The 17,032-nt window shown below is 67.5% G+C and carries 18 protein-coding genes; 5 read left to right on the forward strand and 13 right to left on the reverse strand.

Annotated elements, in window-relative coordinates; genetic code table 11:
• The first annotated feature begins 28 nt into the window (after positions 1-28).
• The 3 genes from J5T34_RS24180 to J5T34_RS14515 all read left to right on the forward strand — a co-directional run bounded on the left by J5T34_RS24180 (position 29) and on the right by J5T34_RS14515 (position 2,506).
• On the forward strand, positions 29-880 hold the full coding sequence (locus tag J5T34_RS24180; protein WP_432207671.1) for a hypothetical protein: 852 nt from the start codon (positions 29-31) through the stop codon (positions 878-880).
• A 211-nt stretch (positions 881-1,091) separates the two neighbouring features.
• Entirely contained in the window at positions 1,092-1,790 is a 699-nt protein-coding gene (locus J5T34_RS14510) for an EF-hand domain-containing protein (protein ID WP_208580335.1), read from the forward strand.
• A gap of 224 nt (positions 1,791-2,014) precedes the next feature.
• Positions 2,015-2,506: a winged helix-turn-helix transcriptional regulator gene (locus tag J5T34_RS14515; RefSeq protein WP_174105909.1), complete on the forward strand. Its 492-nt coding sequence runs from the start codon at positions 2,015-2,017 to the stop codon at positions 2,504-2,506.
• Between the two features lie 94 nt (positions 2,507-2,600).
• On the opposite strand, the gene J5T34_RS14520 is transcribed toward J5T34_RS14515, so the two are convergent.
• Positions 2,601-3,299 carry a GNAT family N-acetyltransferase gene (locus J5T34_RS14520; protein ID WP_174105908.1) on the reverse strand — a complete coding sequence of 233 codons (699 nt, stop codon included), beginning with the start codon at positions 3,297-3,299 and terminating at the stop codon, positions 2,601-2,603.
• 334 nt (positions 3,300-3,633) lie between these two features.
• On the opposite strand from J5T34_RS14520, the gene J5T34_RS14525 reads away from it, so the two are divergent.
• Both J5T34_RS14525 and kefC read left to right on the forward strand, forming a co-directional pair.
• Positions 3,634-4,230 (forward strand): NAD(P)H-dependent oxidoreductase, encoded by a 597-nt coding sequence (locus tag J5T34_RS14525; RefSeq protein WP_208580336.1) that lies wholly within the window; start codon positions 3,634-3,636, stop codon positions 4,228-4,230.
• A complete protein-coding gene (kefC, locus tag J5T34_RS14530) occupies positions 4,227-6,035 on the forward strand; it encodes a glutathione-regulated potassium-efflux system protein KefC (protein WP_208580337.1) in 1,809 nt (602 codons plus the stop codon). The genes J5T34_RS14525 and kefC overlap by 4 nt, the downstream gene beginning before the upstream one ends.
• Before the next feature lie 36 nt (positions 6,036-6,071).
• Here kefC and sugE read toward each other — a convergent pair whose 3' ends face one another.
• From sugE to J5T34_RS14590, 12 genes are all read right to left on the reverse strand, one after another.
• Positions 6,072-6,386: a quaternary ammonium compound efflux SMR transporter SugE gene (gene sugE, locus J5T34_RS14535; RefSeq protein ID WP_174105905.1), complete on the reverse strand. Its 315-nt coding sequence runs from the start codon at positions 6,384-6,386 to the stop codon at positions 6,072-6,074.
• Positions 6,387-6,527: 141 nt separating this feature from the next.
• Positions 6,528-7,139 carry a TetR/AcrR family transcriptional regulator gene (locus tag J5T34_RS14540; RefSeq protein ID WP_149317575.1) on the reverse strand — a complete coding sequence of 204 codons (612 nt, stop codon included), beginning with the start codon at positions 7,137-7,139 and terminating at the stop codon, positions 6,528-6,530.
• The gene (locus tag J5T34_RS14545; protein ID WP_208580338.1) at positions 7,139-7,930 is read right to left on the reverse strand and encodes a DUF1835 domain-containing protein; all 792 of its coding nucleotides are present in this window, start codon (positions 7,928-7,930) and stop codon (positions 7,139-7,141) included. The genes J5T34_RS14540 and J5T34_RS14545 overlap by 1 nt, the downstream gene beginning before the upstream one ends.
• A 192-nt stretch (positions 7,931-8,122) precedes the next feature.
• Entirely contained in the window at positions 8,123-9,211 is a 1,089-nt protein-coding gene (gene paaE / locus J5T34_RS14550) for a 1,2-phenylacetyl-CoA epoxidase subunit PaaE (RefSeq protein WP_208580339.1), read from the reverse strand.
• A 64-nt stretch (positions 9,212-9,275) separates the two neighbouring features.
• Positions 9,276-9,860, reverse strand: coding sequence for a 1,2-phenylacetyl-CoA epoxidase subunit PaaD (paaD, locus tag J5T34_RS14555; RefSeq protein WP_208580340.1), 585 nt, complete (start codon positions 9,858-9,860; stop codon positions 9,276-9,278).
• Between the two features lie 37 nt (positions 9,861-9,897).
• Complete coding sequence (gene paaC, locus J5T34_RS14560) at positions 9,898-10,755, reverse strand: 1,2-phenylacetyl-CoA epoxidase subunit PaaC (RefSeq protein ID WP_244258913.1); 858 nt, start codon at positions 10,753-10,755, stop codon at positions 9,898-9,900.
• A 12-nt stretch (positions 10,756-10,767) separates the two neighbouring features.
• Positions 10,768-11,055 carry a 1,2-phenylacetyl-CoA epoxidase subunit PaaB gene (gene paaB / locus J5T34_RS14565; protein WP_208580341.1) on the reverse strand — a complete coding sequence of 96 codons (288 nt, stop codon included), beginning with the start codon at positions 11,053-11,055 and terminating at the stop codon, positions 10,768-10,770.
• A gap of 38 nt (positions 11,056-11,093) precedes the next feature.
• Positions 11,094-12,131: a 1,2-phenylacetyl-CoA epoxidase subunit PaaA gene (paaA, locus tag J5T34_RS14570; protein WP_208580342.1), complete on the reverse strand. Its 1,038-nt coding sequence runs from the start codon at positions 12,129-12,131 to the stop codon at positions 11,094-11,096.
• A gap of 123 nt (positions 12,132-12,254) precedes the next feature.
• Entirely contained in the window at positions 12,255-12,539 is a 285-nt protein-coding gene (locus tag J5T34_RS14575) for a DUF1488 domain-containing protein (RefSeq protein WP_208580343.1), read from the reverse strand.
• A gap of 404 nt (positions 12,540-12,943) precedes the next feature.
• Entirely contained in the window at positions 12,944-14,191 is a 1,248-nt protein-coding gene (locus J5T34_RS14580; RefSeq protein ID WP_208580344.1) for a nucleoside recognition domain-containing protein, read from the reverse strand.
• Positions 14,192-14,354: 163 nt separating this feature from the next.
• A complete protein-coding gene (locus tag J5T34_RS14585) occupies positions 14,355-14,750 on the reverse strand; it encodes a DUF488 domain-containing protein (RefSeq protein WP_208580345.1) in 396 nt (131 codons plus the stop codon).
• A gap of 74 nt (positions 14,751-14,824) precedes the next feature.
• Positions 14,825-16,516 carry an AMP-binding protein gene (locus tag J5T34_RS14590; RefSeq protein ID WP_208580346.1) on the reverse strand — a complete coding sequence of 564 codons (1,692 nt, stop codon included), beginning with the start codon at positions 16,514-16,516 and terminating at the stop codon, positions 14,825-14,827.
• Positions 16,517-17,032: the final 516 nt, after the last annotated feature.

Genomic DNA, 17,032 nt, shown 5'->3' on the forward strand with positions numbered 1-17,032 from the left:
GGCCACCATGGCCGCCCGACGCGACCTCGTGCCTCTGTCCCTGCCATCCGCTTTCCGTTTCGATGCCGGCGCCGCCTGGCTGCCGCGCGTCGCCACGCTGCTGCTGTTCGTCGCGCTGTGCGCGCTGGCGACGCGATGGGTGCTGACCTTCAGCGCGATGGACACGATCCCCGTGCCGAAGACCGCCCGCGTGGCGCAGACCGAGGTGGTGGAAACCGGCGCGATCGCGACGCTGTTCGGCGGCAGCCCGCAGGCGGGCGTGCGCGACGTGCAGCTGCTCGGCGTGATCGCCGATCCGTTGGGCGGCGGCGCGGCGGTGGTGTCCATCGACAACGGTCCGCCGAGGGCCCTGCGCGCCGGGGCCGCGCTGTCGCAGCAGATCCGGCTGGTCGAAATCCGCGATCGCGCGATCGTGATCGAGCGCGACGGCGCGCGCCAGACGATTGCGTTGCCGGCCCGGCCGCTGGCGGCGCGCGGTACCCTGCCGCGGGCGACGCCGTCGCCGTTGGCGACCCCGCCGTCGGGCGCGGCGGCCCCGCTGTCGACGCCGGCCACGCCGCCGATGCCGAATCCGGCGGCGAATCCCGCGGCGAACCCCGCGGTGAATCCCGTCCCGAGTCCTGCCGCGAATCAGCCGCCGCCGCCGGCCGGCACGGCGCCGAATCCCGGCATGCCGGGGCACGTCCCGATGCAGCCGGCGCCGACTCCGGGCTTCCCTCCCGGCATGAACCCCGGCACGAATCCCGGCATGAACCCCGGCATGAACCCCGGCATGAACCCCGGCATGAACCCCGGCATGAACCCCGCCGTCAATCCGGGCATGAACATGAACCCGGGCGGGAATCCGGGCGACGACGGCGCGATGATGTCCAAGGGCTGAATCGGCGAAGCGCGACGCGAACCGCGTTTGTCCGGCTTTCGTATTGCCCTGGTATCGCCTACGTATTGCCCCCGTATTGCGGCCCCTTACAGCCCCGGGCCGATTCTGTGAGCCGCGTAACATCCTATTAATTCGGCCAACTTACCGCCATCGTCTGCGTTCTAATCGGTACATGGTCAATCCGGACCAGTTACCAAGAAGGAAAACAGACATGTCACGAAACACCATCAAGCCGCGCCCTGTTCACCAGCTCCTGGCCGCTTCGGCGGTGTTCCTGGCGATCGGCGGCAGCGCGATCGCGCAGACTCAGGCGCCGGCGGCCGCCCCGCAAGGCGTGCAGCAAAGCGCCGCGTCCGCGGCCGAAGGCAAGCCCGCGCACAAGGGTCACCGTGCCGACGGCCATCACCACAAGCACCATCGCCATCACGGCCACCACGGCGGCATGTCGCTGCGCGCGGCCGATACCGACCGCGACGGCGCGATCTCGAAGGCCGAGGCCGATGCGATGTTTGCCCGCCTCGATGCCAACAAGGACGGCAAGATCGACAAGGACGAGATGCGCGCCTACCACAAGGCGCAGCACGAACAGCACCGCCAGCAGATGCGCGAGCGCTTCGACGCCCGCTTCAAGGCCGCCGACAAGGACGGCGACGGCGCGCTGAGCAAGCAGGAAGCCGAGGCCGGCATGCCGCGCCTGGGCCGCCATTTCGACCGTCTCGATGCCAACAAGGACGGCAGGCTGACCCGCGACGAGATCGGTGCCGGCATGCGGCAGGCGCATCAGCAGCGGATGGAACGGATGCACCGCGACCACCACGGCATGAAGGGTGCCCCCGGCACGCCCGGCAGCGCCGGCACTCCGCCGACGCAGCCGAACAACCCGGCGGTGCCGTCGACCGAAGGCGGTTAAGCCGCCGTCGGACTTGCCGCGGCAACGCGGTAAATCGCAAAAGACAAGGCGCGCGGTCCGAAAGGCCGCGCGCCTTGTCGTTGGTGCGGCGACGTCGTGCCCGCCGGCTCCCGTCGGGCCGTCGAGTTCCCACACGCTTGGCACAAAAAATTGCAACCTTGTGCCCATCTTGCTAAATTTGCGCAAAAAAATTGCTGACTGTCTTATTGCGGAGCAACAATCTCGTGAGCAAGGTGGAGCTGGACAAGATCGACCGGAAGATCCTCGAGGTCCTGCAGACCAACGGGCGCTTGACCAATCTCGAAGTCGCGGAGCGCGTCAGCCTGTCGCCCAGCCCGTGCCTGCGGCGTATCCGGCGGCTGGAGGAGATCGGCGTGATCCGGCAGTACGCGGCGTTGCTGGAGCCCGGCAAGATCGGGCTGGGGCTGCTGGCCTATATCAATGTCCGCCTGGAAAAGCACGGCGGCGCGCCCAAGGGCAAGGCCCCGCTGGATCTGTTCCGCGCGGCCATCGCGATCTGGCCGGAGGTGGCCGCCTGCCATGCGATGACCGGCGAGATGGACCTGCTGCTCAAGGTCTATGTCGAGGACATGGACCACTTCGCGCGCTTCATGAAGGACCAGCTGCTGGCCCATCCGGCCGTGATCGACGTGCGCTCCAGCTTCGCGCTCGAATCGATCAAGGACACCACGGCACTGCCGGTGATCGGCGCCTGAGCGGCGCAGCGCCGGGCCAAGGCCCAAAAGAAAACGGCGCGCCAATGGGCGCGCCGTTGCTCTGTCCGAAGCCAGCCGGACGATATCAAACCGATCAGGCCGTGCTCTTCTGCGGCATGATCGAGCGCCAGAAGCGCTGGCCGAAGCGGCGCGCGTCACGCAGATTGCGGCGCACCACGTAGTCCAGGTCCGCGACCTGTTCGTCGATCGCCTCGGTCAGGCGGCTCACCGTGTCCGCCGGCGGCAGCTCCAGGTAGGCGTCGGCCTCGCCATACGCGTACTGGACCTTCATGCCGGCCTTCTTGGCGATATGCATCATCGCGGCGTTGCGCGACAGGCAGTGCATATAGAGCGTGCGCACATGCGTGTTGCGGCCGTGGATCGCGGCGCGCTCGAACAGCGCGCTGCCGATGCCGCGCCCGCGCGCGCTCTGCGACACCGACACGCCGAACTCGGCTACGCGGCCCTGGGCGTTGTCGCGCAGATTGGCGAAGTGGCCGACGCCGACCAGCTCGATATGCTCGTCGTAGACGCCGAACACCGTGTCGTGGTCGAAGTCGATGCTGTCGACATAAGCCTCGATCACATGGTCGCCGACAGACTGGCCGAAACGGAGCAGGCGATCTTCCTCGCCGAGGGCGAGAAAATGCTTCAGCAGGCGCGAGCGATGCTGGGCCCCCAGTTCGCGCACCAGAATGGTCGGACGCTGGGCGGCCTGCGAGGCTGCGGCTGCTTTGCGAAGATCTTCGTCGGTGAAGGCACCGACGGCCTTGCTCAGTTCGAGCGGATTCACTTTCTGTTCCTTGGGCGATTCAGGGTATAAACGTCACATCGCGGCAAGCAGACTTGTCAAAGTAGACCATCCGAGTGCGAATTCCTAATGGATGGGGCAAATCCTATCTTGCTGCAACGCGAAAAGTATTGTAGTGCATTTGTCAGTTTGGCGTAAGCATGGTGCGTCGCAGAGCGCGGCATCGGCCGGCTGAGATTGTCATAACGCTTGAGAAATCAATGGCTTGCGCGAAGGACTGGCGAAATCCGGGTGTGGAAATGTTGCAACGCCGCAGCTCGCCGCCACCCCGACAGCAGCCCAGCCCCTCCGCTCCAAGTAACGCCTGCTACACACCATGCCCGCCCGACCCATCGTTGTGATCTACGCCAATGCGCGCGCCCGCCGCTCGCATGTGAACCGGCCGCTGGCCGAGGCGCTCGCCGCGCTGCCCGATGTCGACGTCCGCGATCTCTATGCGCGCTATCCCGATTACGACATCGACGTGGTGGCCGAGCAGCGCGCCCTGTCCTGTGCCGAGACCGTGGTGCTGCAATTCCCCACCTTCTGGTTCAGCGTGCCGCCGTTGCTGAAGCTGTGGATGGACGAAGTGCTCGAGCGCGGCTGGGCCCATGGTCCCGGCGGCACCGCGCTGCGCGGCAAGTCGTGCCTGGTGGTGGCCACCACGCGCGGCACCGAGGAGGCGTACTCGCCCGAGGGCGTGCACCGGCATCCGCTGACGTCGTTCCTGTTGCCGCTGGAGCAGATGGCGCTCGAATGCGGCATGACGTGGCGGCCGCCGATCGCGGTTCACGACGCTTACCGGCTCGATCAGCCGGGCGTGCAGCGGGTGATCGCCGAGGTCATGGCCGCGCTCGGCCATGGCGATGCGGCAGATCCGCTCAACGCGTCCACCGACCCGGCGACCGCCGCCACCCGGCTGGAGCTAGCATGAATCCGCATGATGCGCTGCGCGTGGTGCTGGTGTTCCTGGTCGCCGCCGTGGTGGCGGTGCCGCTGGCGCGCCGTTTCGGCCTGGGGGCGGTGCTTGGCTATCTGCTCGCCGGCGCCGCGATCGGGCCGTGGGCGCTGCGGGTCGTCACCGATGTCGAATCGATCCTGAGCTTCTCCGAATTCGGCGTCGTGCTGATGCTGTTCGTGATCGGCCTGGAGCTCGCTCCCAGCAAGCTGTGGGCGCTGCGCCAGACGATCTTCGGCTATGGCGCCGCGCAGATGGCCGGCTGCGCGCTGCTGATCGGCGCGCTGGCCGCCGCCTTCGGCGCCAGCTGGCAGGTCGCGCTGGTGGCCGGGCTGGGCCTTGCGCTGTCGTCGACCGCGATCGCGCTGGCGACGCTGGGCGAGCGCAATCTGTTCGGCACGCCGGCCGGCAAGGCGAGCTTCGGCATCCTGCTGTTCCAGGACATCGCCGCGATCCCGATGATCGCGTTGCTGCCGATGCTGACGTTCGACGGTTCCCAGCCGGCCGACGGCCACGCCTGGATCGGCGCGGCCAAGGCGGTGGCGGTGATCGCCGCGGTGGTGGTCGGCGGCCGCTATCTGGTCCGTCCGGCGCTGCGTTTCATCGCCCGCACCGGCATGCGCGAGATGTTCACCGCGTTCGCGCTGCTGCTGGTGGTTGGCATCGCCGCGATGATGGAAGCGGTCGGCATGTCGATGGCGCTCGGCACCTTCCTCGCGGGCGTACTGCTGGCCGATTCGGAATACCGCCACGCGCTCGAGGCCGACATCGAGCCCTTCAAGGGCCTGCTGCTGGGGCTGTTCTTCATGGCGGTCGGCATGTCGATCGACTTCGGCGTGATGGCGCAGCAGCCGTGGCAGGTGCTGGGGATGGTCGCCGCAGTGGTCGGCGCCAAGGTGCTGGTGCTGCGGCTGATGGCGCCGCGCTTCGAGATCGCGCGCGGCCAGCGCCTGCTGTTCGCGCTGCTGATCTCGCAGGCGGGGGAGTTCGCCTTCGTGGTGTTCGGCGTGGCGCGCTCGGCCGGGCTGCTGCCGGAAGACATCGCCGCGCTGCTGGTGCTGGTGGTGGCGCTGTCGATGGTGACCACGCCGTTGCTGCTGCTGGCCTACGACCAGATCGTCGCGCCGCGCGCCGGCAAGCTGCGCCAGCGGCCGGACGACACGATCGAGCCGCAGGACAACCCGGTGCTGATCGCGGGCTTTGGCCGCTTCGGCCAGATCATCGGCCGCCTGCTGTATGCGCAGGGCATCGGCGTGACCGTGCTGGACCACGATCCCGATCAGATCGATTTCCTGCGCCAGTACGGCTTCAAGATCTTCTATGGCGATGCCACGCGGATGGACCTGCTCGAAGCCGCGGGCGCGCAGAAGGCGAAGATCCTGGTGGTCGCCGTCGACGGCATGGACGAAAGCCTGGAGCTGATCGACCGCGTGCGCCAGCGCTTTCCGCATCTGCGCATCTATGCGCGCGCCCGCCACGTGTCGCACATCTATCTGCTGAAGGACCGCGGCGTCGAGCTGTTCGAGCGCGAGATGTTCGAGGGCTCGCTGAGGCTGGGCCGCAGCGTGCTCGAAGGGCTCGGGCTCGATCCGGCCGAGGCGCGCGCCGCGGCGATGAAATTCCGCCGGCACAACATCGCCGCGATCGACCGCTTCTACCCGCACTACACCGACCAGAAGGCGATGGTGTCGCTGGCCCGGCAGGCGCGCGACGAGCTCGAGGAGATGTTCAGGCAGGACCGCGAGCAGCGGCGGCGCAGGGAGGAGGCCGAGTGGTCGTGACCTGGGCCCAAGGCGGCGCCGCTGTCGCTCGCGTTGCTACGACGACAGCTTGAGACCGACGATGCCGGCCAGCACCAGGCCGGCGCTGAACAGCCGCCAGAAGCTGGCCGATTCGCCGAATACCAGGATGCCGACCGCGAACGAGCCGACCGCGCCGATGCCGGTCCACACCGCGTAGGCGGTGCCAAGCGGCAGTGCGCGCATCGCGAGCGACAGCAGCCAGAAGCTGACCACCATCGTCACGATGGTGAAGGCCGATGGCCACAGGCGGGAGAATCCTTCGGAGTATTTGAGGCCGGTGGCCCAGGCGATTTCGGTGAGGCCGGCAAGCAGAACGTAGATCCAGGGCATGATGGGCTGCGATGTTGTCGAGGCATCGGGGCCGTCCCCGGTTGGTCGGGCGCCGCTTGGTGGGAGCCGGAAGGGCTTGCCGCGGCGGCGCGGGGTCGTCCCCGGCGCAGGCCGCATTCTATCGTGGGACGCGCTGCCGCGTCAGGCGCGCGCGTGTCCGGGCAGCCCGCCCGCCAGCAGGTCGATCACCATCTCGGCGAAGTCCGCATAGGACAGCTTGCCGCCGGGTTTGAGCCAGGTGAAGGTCCAGTTGATCATGCCGAACACCGTCATCGTCAGCGCGGTCTGGTTCTCGCGCGTGACCCGTTCCGGATAGGCCCGCCGCAACTGGCGCGAGAAGGCCGCGACCACGTCGCGCTCGCGCTTCAGGATGATGTCGCGCTGCTCGGGCGCGAGGAACTTGACGTCGTTGATCAGCGCGATATGGCGGGTCTGCGAGGTCTCGTACTCGGCCAGGAAGGCGCGGATCAGATTGGCGAAGCTGTCGCGCTCGCTGTGGCCCTGGCGCTCGGCCTCCGCCTCGACCTCGGTGACGATCAGCATCAGCCGCCGCGTATAGCGGTCGAGCAGGTCGAACAGGATCGCTTCCTTGCTCTCGTAGTAGTGGTACAGCCGTGCCTTCGAGGTGCCGCAGGCCGCGGCCAGGTCGGCCATCGAGGTACTGGGATAGCTGCTGGCGGCAAACGCCGCCGCGGCCAGCTCGAGGATCTGTTCGCGTTGGGCCTCGAAATCGGGCGCCTTGGTACGGGCCATCAGGAATCGACCGACAGATTGCGCCGCAGCTCGCAGCTTTGCAGCGAATCGGCATTGCCCCGCAGCACCATCTGGCCGGCGCCGATCAGTTCGCGGCAGCGCCAGAACACGAACCAGTCGCTGGCCAGCAGCCCTTCGATCGCGCCCATCACGCTGCCGACCACCTGGGCCGCGGGCGTCCATTCGAGCGGCGCGCGTTCGAGGATCACTTCGTCGACCGTGTGGTAGGCCGCGGGCACCAGCGTGTTGCCCTTCCACAGGCGCACGTCGGCGTTTTCCTTGACGTTCTGCTGCCATTCGTAGCCGAGCCGGCCCAGCCGCAGCACCGAGACCGGCGCGATGGTCGAGAAACGGCGCGCCAGCCGGGCGGCCGGATACATGCCGATCGCGGTCAGATTGCCCTGGGTGGAGCCGTCGAGCTCGCGGCTGTCCATCGCGACCTCGTTGATCCGCTGCGGGCTCTGATATAGATGGAACACGACCCGCCGCAGCATCAGCTGGTCGGAGGCGCTCTGGCCGTGCCAGATCGCGACCTCGGGCTCGCTCTGGCGCAGGCCCTGCAGCTGGTCCAGCGCCTGGCGCATCTCGGCGGCGAAGTCGATCTCGCTGTGCGGGGCGACGCGCTGCCAGAAGCCGGAGCGGATCAGGCCGCTGCTGTCCACGTCGGCGATCGGGCCGACGGCCAGGTCGTCGCGCAGCACGACGACGGGATCCGGACGGGCGGCTTGCGCAAGCGCCTGGCGCAGCGTGTTGCCCGCCATGTCACCGTTGACGACGTGGATGTATTGCATGGCCGTGATTGTATATGGATAAGACGGCTCGACAGCACCGCGGGCGCCCGGCGGCGCAGTACCGGCGCGGTATTCGCGCTGGCGGCGCCCGGGCGTCCGGTTTCAGGCAGCGGCCATTTTAACCATGCATCACAGGGGGACGGCGGCGGTGCGTGCGCTCGCGCGCGTTCGGTCCCGCCCTCCCGTTCGGCCCTAACGCTCGTCGTAGCTGACCACCACGCGCTCGGTCAGCGGCCGCGCCTGGCAGGTCAGCACGAAGCCCTTGTCCATCTCCCACGGCTCGAGCGTGTAGTTCTTCTCCATCTCGACCTTGCCCTCCAGCACCTTGGCGCGGCAGGTGCAACAGACCCCGCCCTTGCAGGCATAGGGCAGGTCCAGCCCGGCCGCCAGCGCGGTGTCGAGCACGTTGGCGTCCTGCAGCGGGATGCGCATCGCGTGCTGTTTGCCGTCGAGCACCACCACCAGCTGCGCGGTGCCGGCTTCGTCGGTGGTCACCTTGGCCGGTTGCCGGCGCGGCTGGGCCAGCGGCACGCCGAAGCGCTCGGCGTGGATCTTGTGCGGGTCCAGGCCGGCGTCCTTCAGCGCGGCTTCGACGTCGTCGATCATCGAGGCGGGCCCGCAGACGAAGGCCGCGTCGATGTCCTCGACCGGGATCAGCGTTTCGAGGAAGGCCTGCACCCGGGCACGATCGAGCCGGCCGTGCAGCAGATCGACCTCCTGCGGCTGGCGCGACAGCACGTGGTACAGCGTCAGCCGCGACAGGTACTGGTTCTTCAGGTCGTCCAGCGCCTCGGCGAAGATGATGCTGTCGACATTGCGGTTGCCGTACACCAGCGTGAAGCGGCTGTTCGGCTCGATGGCCAGCGTGGTCCGGATCAGCGACATCACCGGCGTGATGCCGCTGCCGGCGGCAAAGGCCACATAGTGGCGCGCGGCCTCCGGGTCGAGCGGGACATGGAAGCGGCCGTCCGGCGTCATCACGTCGATGGTGTGGCCCGGCACCACCGCATCGTGCAGGAAGTTCGAGAACAGCCCGTCGTCGACCCGCTTGACCGCGACGCGCAGCTCGCCATGTCGATCGTAGTCCTGCACGCCACAGCAGATCGAATACGAACGCCGTACCTCCTGGCCGTCGATCGACGTGCGCAGCGTCAGGAACTGGCCCTGCTTGAAGCGGTAGGCGTCGCGCAGCGCGGCCGGGACCTCGAAGGCGACCGAGACGGTGTCGGCGGTTTCGGGGCGGACCTGCGCCACGCGCAGCGGATGGAACTGTGGGGTCATGGCGGCGAAGGGACGGTGTGACGGTGGACCGCGGCGCGAGCCGGACGGCCTGGCTGTACGGTGGCTAGTACGGTTTGAAGTAGTCGAACGGTTCGCGGCACGTGCGGCAGCGGTAGAGCGCCTTGCAGGCGGTCGACCCGAACTGCGACAGCGGCTCGGTGTCGGCGCTGCCGCAGTGCGGGCAGGGCACGCTGTCGGAAGCGCTGGCGCCCCTGGCCTGGTGGCGCGGCACGAAGCGCAGCGGCCGCGTTTGCACGCCATGGTCGGCACAGCGGGCCGGCGGCGCGATGCCGTAGGCGAGCAGCTTGTCGCGGCCTTCGGCGGTGATCCAGTCGGTGGTCCATGCGGGCGCCAGCACGGTGCGGATCTTCCACGGGCCCAGGTCCGCCTGGTCGAGCGCGCGGCCGATGTCTTCGGCGATCTCGTCCATCGCGGGGCAGCCGGAATAGGTCGGCGTGATCACGATCTCCAGCGCGCCATCGTCGGCGATCGCCACCTCGCGTAGGATGCCGAGATCGCGGATCGATACCACCGGGATTTCGGGATCGGGCACGGCGTCCAGCACCGCCCAGGCGCGTGCGACGCGCGCTGACGTGTCGGCGTCGGCGGGATGCCGGCGCGAGGCGGAGTGGGTCAGGGTCGCTGGCATGGTGTCGCGTCGATGCGTGGGGGGCTACCGGCGCGGGTTACCAGTGGGCGCCGGGATGGGCGCGCGCCAGGCTCTGCATCTGCGCCAGCAGATAGCTCATATGCTCGGAATGCAGGCCCTGCTTGCCGGTCGACACGAAGCCGGTGGCGGCGGGCAGCGTCAGCGTGGCCTCGGCCACGGTCTCCTCGACGGTCGCCTGCCAGGCCGGCCGCAGTTCGGCGGTCGGCACCGCGATGCCCTGCGCCGCCGCTTCCTGCTCGACCGGGTCCGGGGCGAAGCATTCGTTCATATAGGGCAGCAGGTGGTCCAGTGCGCGCTGCGTGCGGGCGTGCGATTCGTCCGTGCCGTCGCCCAGCCGCACCAGCCAGTCGGCGCCGTGATGCAGGTGGTAGCGCGCTTCCTTGATGGACTTCGAGGCGATCGCCGCCAGACCGGCATCGCGGCTGCCTTCGAGCGCGCTCCAGAGCTCGACCATCAGCGCGCTGTACAGGAAGTTGCGCACGATGGTGACGGCGTAGTCGCGGTCCGACGAGGCGGTGCCCGCCAGCGGTCCGCTGTGCGGCAGCTCCAGCAGCGTCCAGTTGCGGAATTCCCGCTCGCCGCGCCAGTAGGCGTAGTCGTCCTCGTGGCGGGCGCGGCCGGTCAGCTCGGCCTCCAGTTCGCCGGCGCGCGCATAGAGCAGGCGTGCCTGGCCGATCAGGTCCAGGCTGATATTGGCCAGCGCGATATCTTCTTCCAGCACCGGTCCATGGCCGCACCACTCGGCGTTGCGCTGGCCGAGGATCAGCGCGTTGTCGGCAAGACGCAGCACGTACTGCCAGCCGGCGGTGCGCGAGAGCGGCAGGCTGGACAGCAGCGACGAGGACGATGGCGGGTTCGACGTGATGGCGGTCATGCGCGGCCCTTTCTACATATGGTTGACTTCATCGGGCAGCTGATAGAAGGTCGGATGCCGGTAGATCTTGTCGGCCATCGGGTCGAACAGCTCGGCCTTCTCGTCGGGCACGCTGGCGGTGATCGCCGACGACGGCACCACCCAGATCGACACGCCCTCCTGGCGCCGCGTATAGACGTCGCGCGCCATGCGCAGCGCCTGGTGCGCGTCCGCGGCGTGCAGGCTGCCGCAATGCTTGTGTTCCAGGCCCTGCTTGCTGCGGACGAACACTTCCCACAGCGGCCATTCCTTTCGCGTCATCTTGCTTGTCTCCGGTGGGCGGCTTGCCGTGGATCGGCTCAGGCCGCGGCGCGCGATTGCGCCGCTTCGCGCTGCGCGACCTTGGCGGCGTGGGCCAGCGCGGCCTCGCGCACCCAGGCGCCGTCCTCGTGCGCCTTGGCGCGGGTCGCCAGCCGTTCGCGGTTGCACGGGCCGTCGCCGTTGATGACCCGCCAGAACTCGTCCCAGTCCAGCGGGCTGTAGTCGTAGTGGCCCCGTTCCTCGTTCCACCGCAGGCCCGGGTCGGGCAGCGTAACGCCCAGCACCTTGGCCTGCTCGACCGTCGCGTCGACGAACTTCTGGCGCAGGTCGTCGTTGGAGATGCGCTTGATGCCCCAGGCCATGGTCTGCGCGCTGTTGGTCGACGCCGCATCGGGCGGGCCGAACATCATCAGCACCGGAAACCACCAGCGGTTGACCGCGTCCTGCACCATCTCGCGCTGCGCGTCGGTGCCGCGCATCATCGCCAGCAGCGCGTCGAAGCCCTGGCGCTGGTGGAACGATTCCTCCTTGCAGATGCGGATCATCGCGCGCGCGTACGGTCCGTAGGAGCAGCGGCACAGCGGGATCTGGTTCATGATCGCCGCGCCGTCGACGAGCCAGCCGATCACGCCGACATCGGCCCAGGTCAGCGTCGGGTAATTGAAGATCGACGAATACTTGGCCTTGCCGCGATGCAGGGCGTCGACCATCTCGTCGCGCGAGGTGCCCAGCGTCTCGGCCGCCGAATACAGATAGAGGCCGTGGCCGCCTTCATCCTGCACCTTGGCCAGCAGGATCGCCTTGCGCTTGAGCGACGGCGCGCGCGTGATCCAGTTGCCCTCGGGCAGCATGCCGATGATCTCGGAGTGGGCGTGCTGGGAGATCTGGCGGATCAGCGTCTTGCGATAGGCGGCCGGCATCCAGTCTTGCGGCTCGATCTTGCCGTCCGCAGCCAGGCGCGCATCGAACGCGGCCTGCGCCTCGGCGCTCTCGGCCGGGCTGGCGCCTTCGTTGGCCGCGCGGGCCACGTTGGCCGGCTGGGGCTGTTGGGGCAGGTCCAGGCTTTGGGTGTACATAACGCCTCCTCTGGCGGGTCCCGGCCATGCGTGGGCCGGGCGGTAGGAAGCATTATATATAAACCGACCGTTCGGTCAATTAATTGGGGCGCGTGTGCGGACAGCGCCGGCAGCGGGTCGCGATCAGGATTCGGGAACGAAGCGGACGTGTCCGCTGCGCAGCACGATATTGCGCGAACGGGTCAGCTCGAACAGCGATTGCGCGATGCTTTCGATGCGCGGCCGATGGTCGGTGAAGGCGCGTACCAGGTCTTCCTCGCGCGGCGAGCGCGCGCCGAAATGCGACTCGAGCGCTTCGGCGGTGATCGAATAGCGGGACGGTAGGCCGTTGACGGTGGCGGGGCACGACAGCGTCAGGCTGGCTGCGCAGTAGGTGGGGACGCTGCTGGGAAATACGATCTCAGACATGGCGTGCCTCGACCGGTAGGGGAGGGGGTCACGACCATTCTAGGATATCGAGCGGCACTCGCCAGTCGGGCGCGGCAGCACGCCGCAACGGGGTGCCGCCTCGCGGCTCCGGCTCGGCCGTGAGTGCCCGCTCACTTCGCGGTCGCGCGACGTTGATGCGATGCAGCAGAGGTGGCAGACCCACGCCGACCGTTGTGGTCCTGCATCGGAAAAATGTGGACGAAAAAAAACCCGCGCAGGTTGTGCGCGGGCTGGAATCCACCGAGGTGGTGGAGGAGACAGACTTCACTATACGCGGCTTGTTGCGACGCACCAAGGTCCGCGTTTGAAAAAGCCGGAATTGATTCGATTTCGTTGCGCCAATGCAACGTTTATCTGTCCCCAAGGCCGCCAACCCAATCTTGTCAATGGAAGAAGAGGTAGGCAATGCCGATGGCGGCGATCAGCCCAACCGCATCGGCGAACAATGCGCATCCCAGCGCGTGCCGGGTACGACGCACATTGACGCTGCCGAAATAGACCGCGAGTACGTAAAACGTCGTTTCGGTCGATCCTTGGATGATCGCGGCCAGCTTCCCCTGGAAGGAATCGACGCCGTACGTCGTCATCACGTCGACCATCAGGCCCCGGGCCCCGGCGCCGGACAGCACCTTCATCAGCCCGACCGGCAGCGCCGGCACGAAATCCGTATTGAGCCCGAGGCGGGCGATGCCGGCCGCCAGGCCCTGCATCAGCCAGTCCATGCCGCCGCTGGCGCGAAACAGCCCGATCGCGACCAGGATCGCCACCAGATAGGGGATGATCTGCACCGCCACGCCAAAGCCTTCCTTGGCGCCGTCGACGAATGCCTCGTAGACGTTGACCCGCCGAGCCGCGCCGCACAGCAGAAACACCACGATCAGGCCCAGGATGAACAGACTGCCGGCGAGGGCCGTCACGGTGTCGACCTGCGGTGCCGGCGCATGGCGCAGCCAGACCGCCAGACCGCCGAGCGCCGCGACGATCGCCACCAGCGTGCCGAGGATCGCGGGTCTGAACAGATTGAGCCGCTGGGTCCAGGCCACCGCGATCAGCCCGGCCAGGCACGACACGCCGGTCGCCAGCAGCGTCGGCAGGAAGATGTCGGCGGCGTTGAAGCCGACCAGCCCCTGCTTCAGCGCAATCGCCTGCCGCATCGCGATCACCGACGTCGGAATCAGCGTCAGCCCCGCGGTATTGAGCACGATGAACATGATCTGCGCATCGGTCGCGGTGTCGGGTTTGTCGTTCAGCGTCTGCAGCTCCCGCATCGCATTCAGACCGAGCGGTGTCGCGGCATTGTCCAGCCCAAGCATATTGGCGGAGACGTTCATCATCATCGCGCCTTGAGCCGGATGACCCTGGGGAACGCCGGGGAACAGGTGCCGCAGCACCGGATTCACGGCGCGCGCAAAGCCCTGCACCACGCCGCCGCGCTCGCCGATTCGCATGATGCCCAGCCACAGCGCCATGATGCCGGCCAGGCTCAGGGAGATCTCGAAGGCGGTGCGAGCGCTGTCGAACAGGCTCGCCAGCATGGCCGGAAAGATGGCGGCATCGCCATGCGCCAGCCGGACGCAGCCGATGGCAAAGGCGGACAGAAAAAAGGACAGCCAGACCAGGTTCAATGCCATGGGCGGGGTGGCGGGTAAGCGGCCGAGGTGCGCGCAGAGCAGTTGGAACCCAATACACGGTCCGCGTGTTGCGCAAGGCGCCTATCATAGCGTGGGCGCTGCCCGTCCCGCCCGGCCGCTGTGGCGCGACGGCCTCGTCAGGCGCGTTTCCTGGCAGAACCCGCTACGCGAAGGCCGCGCCGCGCTTGGCGAGCAGCTTGCGCAGGATCGACCGGTGGCAGCGGTTCTCGTCCTCGCAGTAGCAGCCGACCGCGAAATCCGTCTGGTGCGAGAGGGCGGCCAGCAGGTCGAGCGTGCGGCTGGCCTCGGGTTCCGCCATCTCGGCCTGAAAGCGCCGCTCGAAATGACGCCAGGCCTTGTCGTCCTCCTCTTCCTGCGCGTGCTTCGCCTCGGCGACCAGTTCGGGGGAGGGCGACAGCAGCGGAAACCAGACATCGTAGAAGTTGCGGCTGGCGTATTGGCTGCGCGGCACCCCGCGGGGCGGCCGGCGCACCGTGCCGATGCGCAAACCTTCGCCGGCACTGCGCGGGGTTCCGAGCCTGACGATATGGACAGCCATGGCGGACGCTCCTGTCTGCGGTAGGGCGGCGACGGCCGATGCGAATGCGACGGCCGCCATCGCGCCGTCTACGGTCACGCGGTCGCGGCCGGCTCGAGTCCCAATTCGCGGATCATGGTCTCCCGCATCACGAACTTCTGCACCTTGCCGGTGACCGTCATCGGCATGTCGTCGACGAAACGAACATAACGCGGGATCTTGTAGTGCGCAATCTGGTCCCGGCAGAACGCCCGGATCTCGTCCTCGGTCGCGCTCTGTCCGGGTTTGAGCACGATCCACGCGCACAGCTCCTCGCCATACTTCGGATCGGGCACGCCGAACACCTGTACCGCCTGCACCTTCGGATGACGGAACAGGAATTCCTCGATCTCGCGCGGGTACAGGTTCTCGCCGCCGCGGATCACCATGTCCTTGACCCGGCCCACGATATTGCAATAACCCTGCTCGTCGATCGTGGCGAGGTCCCCGGTATGCATCCAGCCGTCGCGGATCGCCTCGCGGGTGCGCGCCACGTCCTCCCAGTAACCGAGCATCACCGAATAACCGCGGGTGCACAGCTCCCCGGTGGCACCGACCGGCACGATCTGGCCGGTTTCGTCGACGATCTTGCATTCCAGATGCGGCTGAACCCGCCCGACGGTGGCCACGCGCTTCTCCAACGGATCGTCGGTCGCGCTCTGGAACGACACCGGGCTGGTTTCGGTCATGCCGTAGGCGATCGTGACTTCGGCCATATGCATGTCCTTGATCACGCGCTTCATCACCTCGATCGGGCACGGCGCGCCGGCCATGATGCCGGTGCGCAGCGAGGTGAAGTCGAACTTGCCGAAGTCCGGATGGTCGAGCTGGGCGATGAACATGGTCGGCACGCCGTGCAGCGCGGTGCAGCGCTCGTCATGCACGGCCTGCATGGTCGCCAGCGGATCGAAGGCTTCGCCGGGGAAGATCATCCGCGCGCCGACGCTGACGCAGGCCAGTACCGACAGCACCATGCCGAAGCAGTGATAGAGCGGCACCGGGATGCACAACGAATCGCGGTCGGTCAGCCGCATCGCCATCGCGACGAAGCGCCCGTTGTTGACGACGTTGTGGTGGGTCAGCGTGGCGCCCTTGGGATTGCCCGTCGTCCCGCTGGTGAACTGGATATTGATCGGATCGTGCGGGCCGAGCGCCGAACCGGCGGCGTCCAGGCGGACGGTATCCGGCTGGGCCAGCAAGTCGGCATAGCACACCATGCCAGCCGTGTCCTCGTCGCCCATGCGCACGACCCACTGCAGCGCGGGCAACCGGGCCGCGCGCAATCTGCCCGGCTGGCTGTCGGCCAGCTCCGGCGCGAGCTTCTGCAGCATCTCGATATAGTTGCTCGATTTGAAGCGCGCGGCCGTGATCAGCATCCGCACGCCGGCCTTGTTCAGCGCGTACTCGAGCTCGGCCAGCCGGTAGGCCGGATTGATGTTGACCAGGATGGCGCCGATCCGGGCGGTGGCGAACTGCGTCACCAGCCACTCCTGCCGGTTCGGCGACCAGATGCCGACGCGATCGCCCCGGGCGATCCCTCGCTCGAGCAGCCCGGTGGCGAGGCGGTCCACCTGCTCGCTGAACTGGCGCCAGGTCCAGCGGATTCCCTGCTCGCGGAAGACGACAGCCTCGGCGTCGGGGTGGGCGGCCACCGTGGCGGCCAGCAATTCGGCGATGGTCTGGTCCGACAGCGGCACGTCGGTGGCGCCAGTGACCAGCGACAGGCCGGCGTTCGGGATCAGCGTCATGGTTGTCTCCTTCGACTGATTGACTGAATCGTAGTCAGGGGTACGTCTTCTTATAGATATAGAGATGGACAGCGCCCGGTCCGCCAGCTTAGGGCAAGCGTTCCGGCGATGCTGTCACCGGTGTGACATTTGTCGGATATCGCGCACTTCAAGGGCGGATTCGGGTTTCTACTTAAATTCGCTTGCCTTTGCGCGCCGGCTCCCTTAATATTCGCCCCCTCGCAGCCGAACGGCGGCGGGGTTGGCAGGGAAGGCGAAGGCGCTACGGTGCCGGCGCCGCGGCAGAAAGTGCTGACAAACCTGTTGACGAGAAGCGAAAGGTTCTGCATAATCTCGTTTCTCTGCTGCTGACAACGCAGCGACGCGGACGGCAAAGCCGGCGCGTGAGCTCTTTAACAAACGAACAACCGATAAGTGTGGGCGCTCGATAGCGAACAGTCACCGGCAGGTCTTCGGACTTGTCAGGCTCAAAAGTTATCAAGTGCTCGCACAGCAAAACGTGGCTTCATCGGCGTC

It is taken from the genome of Cupriavidus gilardii (assembly GCF_017598945.1).
GTDB classification, from domain to species: Bacteria; Pseudomonadota; Gammaproteobacteria; order Burkholderiales; family Burkholderiaceae; genus Cupriavidus; species Cupriavidus gilardii_E.

Coding starts and splice junctions, on each gene's coding strand:
- J5T34_RS14545 (WP_208580338.1), bottom strand. CDS start 7,930: ATGCAATACATCCACGTCGTCAACGGTGACATGGCGGGCAACACGCTG.
- paaC (WP_244258913.1), bottom strand. CDS start 10,755: ATGACCGCCATCACGTCGAACCCGCCATCGTCCTCGTCGCTGCTGTCC.
- J5T34_RS14590 (WP_208580346.1), bottom strand. CDS start 16,516: ATGACGCTGATCCCGAACGCCGGCCTGTCGCTGGTCACTGGCGCCACC.
- J5T34_RS14540 (WP_149317575.1), bottom strand. CDS start 7,139: ATGGCCCGTACCAAGGCGCCCGATTTCGAGGCCCAACGCGAACAGATC.
- paaA (WP_208580342.1), bottom strand. CDS start 12,131: ATGTACACCCAAAGCCTGGACCTGCCCCAACAGCCCCAGCCGGCCAAC.
- paaD (WP_208580340.1), bottom strand. CDS start 9,860: ATGCCAGCGACCCTGACCCACTCCGCCTCGCGCCGGCATCCCGCCGAC.
- J5T34_RS14585 (WP_208580345.1), bottom strand. CDS start 14,750: ATGGCTGTCCATATCGTCAGGCTCGGAACCCCGCGCAGTGCCGGCGAA.
- paaB (WP_208580341.1), bottom strand. CDS start 11,055: ATGACGCGAAAGGAATGGCCGCTGTGGGAAGTGTTCGTCCGCAGCAAG.
- paaE (WP_208580339.1), bottom strand. CDS start 9,211: ATGACCCCACAGTTCCATCCGCTGCGCGTGGCGCAGGTCCGCCCCGAA.
- J5T34_RS14510 (WP_208580335.1), top strand. CDS start 1,092: ATGTCACGAAACACCATCAAGCCGCGCCCTGTTCACCAGCTCCTGGCC.
- J5T34_RS14575 (WP_208580343.1), bottom strand. CDS start 12,539: ATGTCTGAGATCGTATTTCCCAGCAGCGTCCCCACCTACTGCGCAGCC.
- J5T34_RS14580 (WP_208580344.1), bottom strand. CDS start 14,191: ATGGCATTGAACCTGGTCTGGCTGTCCTTTTTTCTGTCCGCCTTTGCC.
- kefC (WP_208580337.1), top strand. CDS start 4,227: ATGAATCCGCATGATGCGCTGCGCGTGGTGCTGGTGTTCCTGGTCGCC.
- sugE (WP_174105905.1), bottom strand. CDS start 6,386: ATGCCCTGGATCTACGTTCTGCTTGCCGGCCTCACCGAAATCGCCTGG.
- J5T34_RS14525 (WP_208580336.1), top strand. CDS start 3,634: ATGCCCGCCCGACCCATCGTTGTGATCTACGCCAATGCGCGCGCCCGC.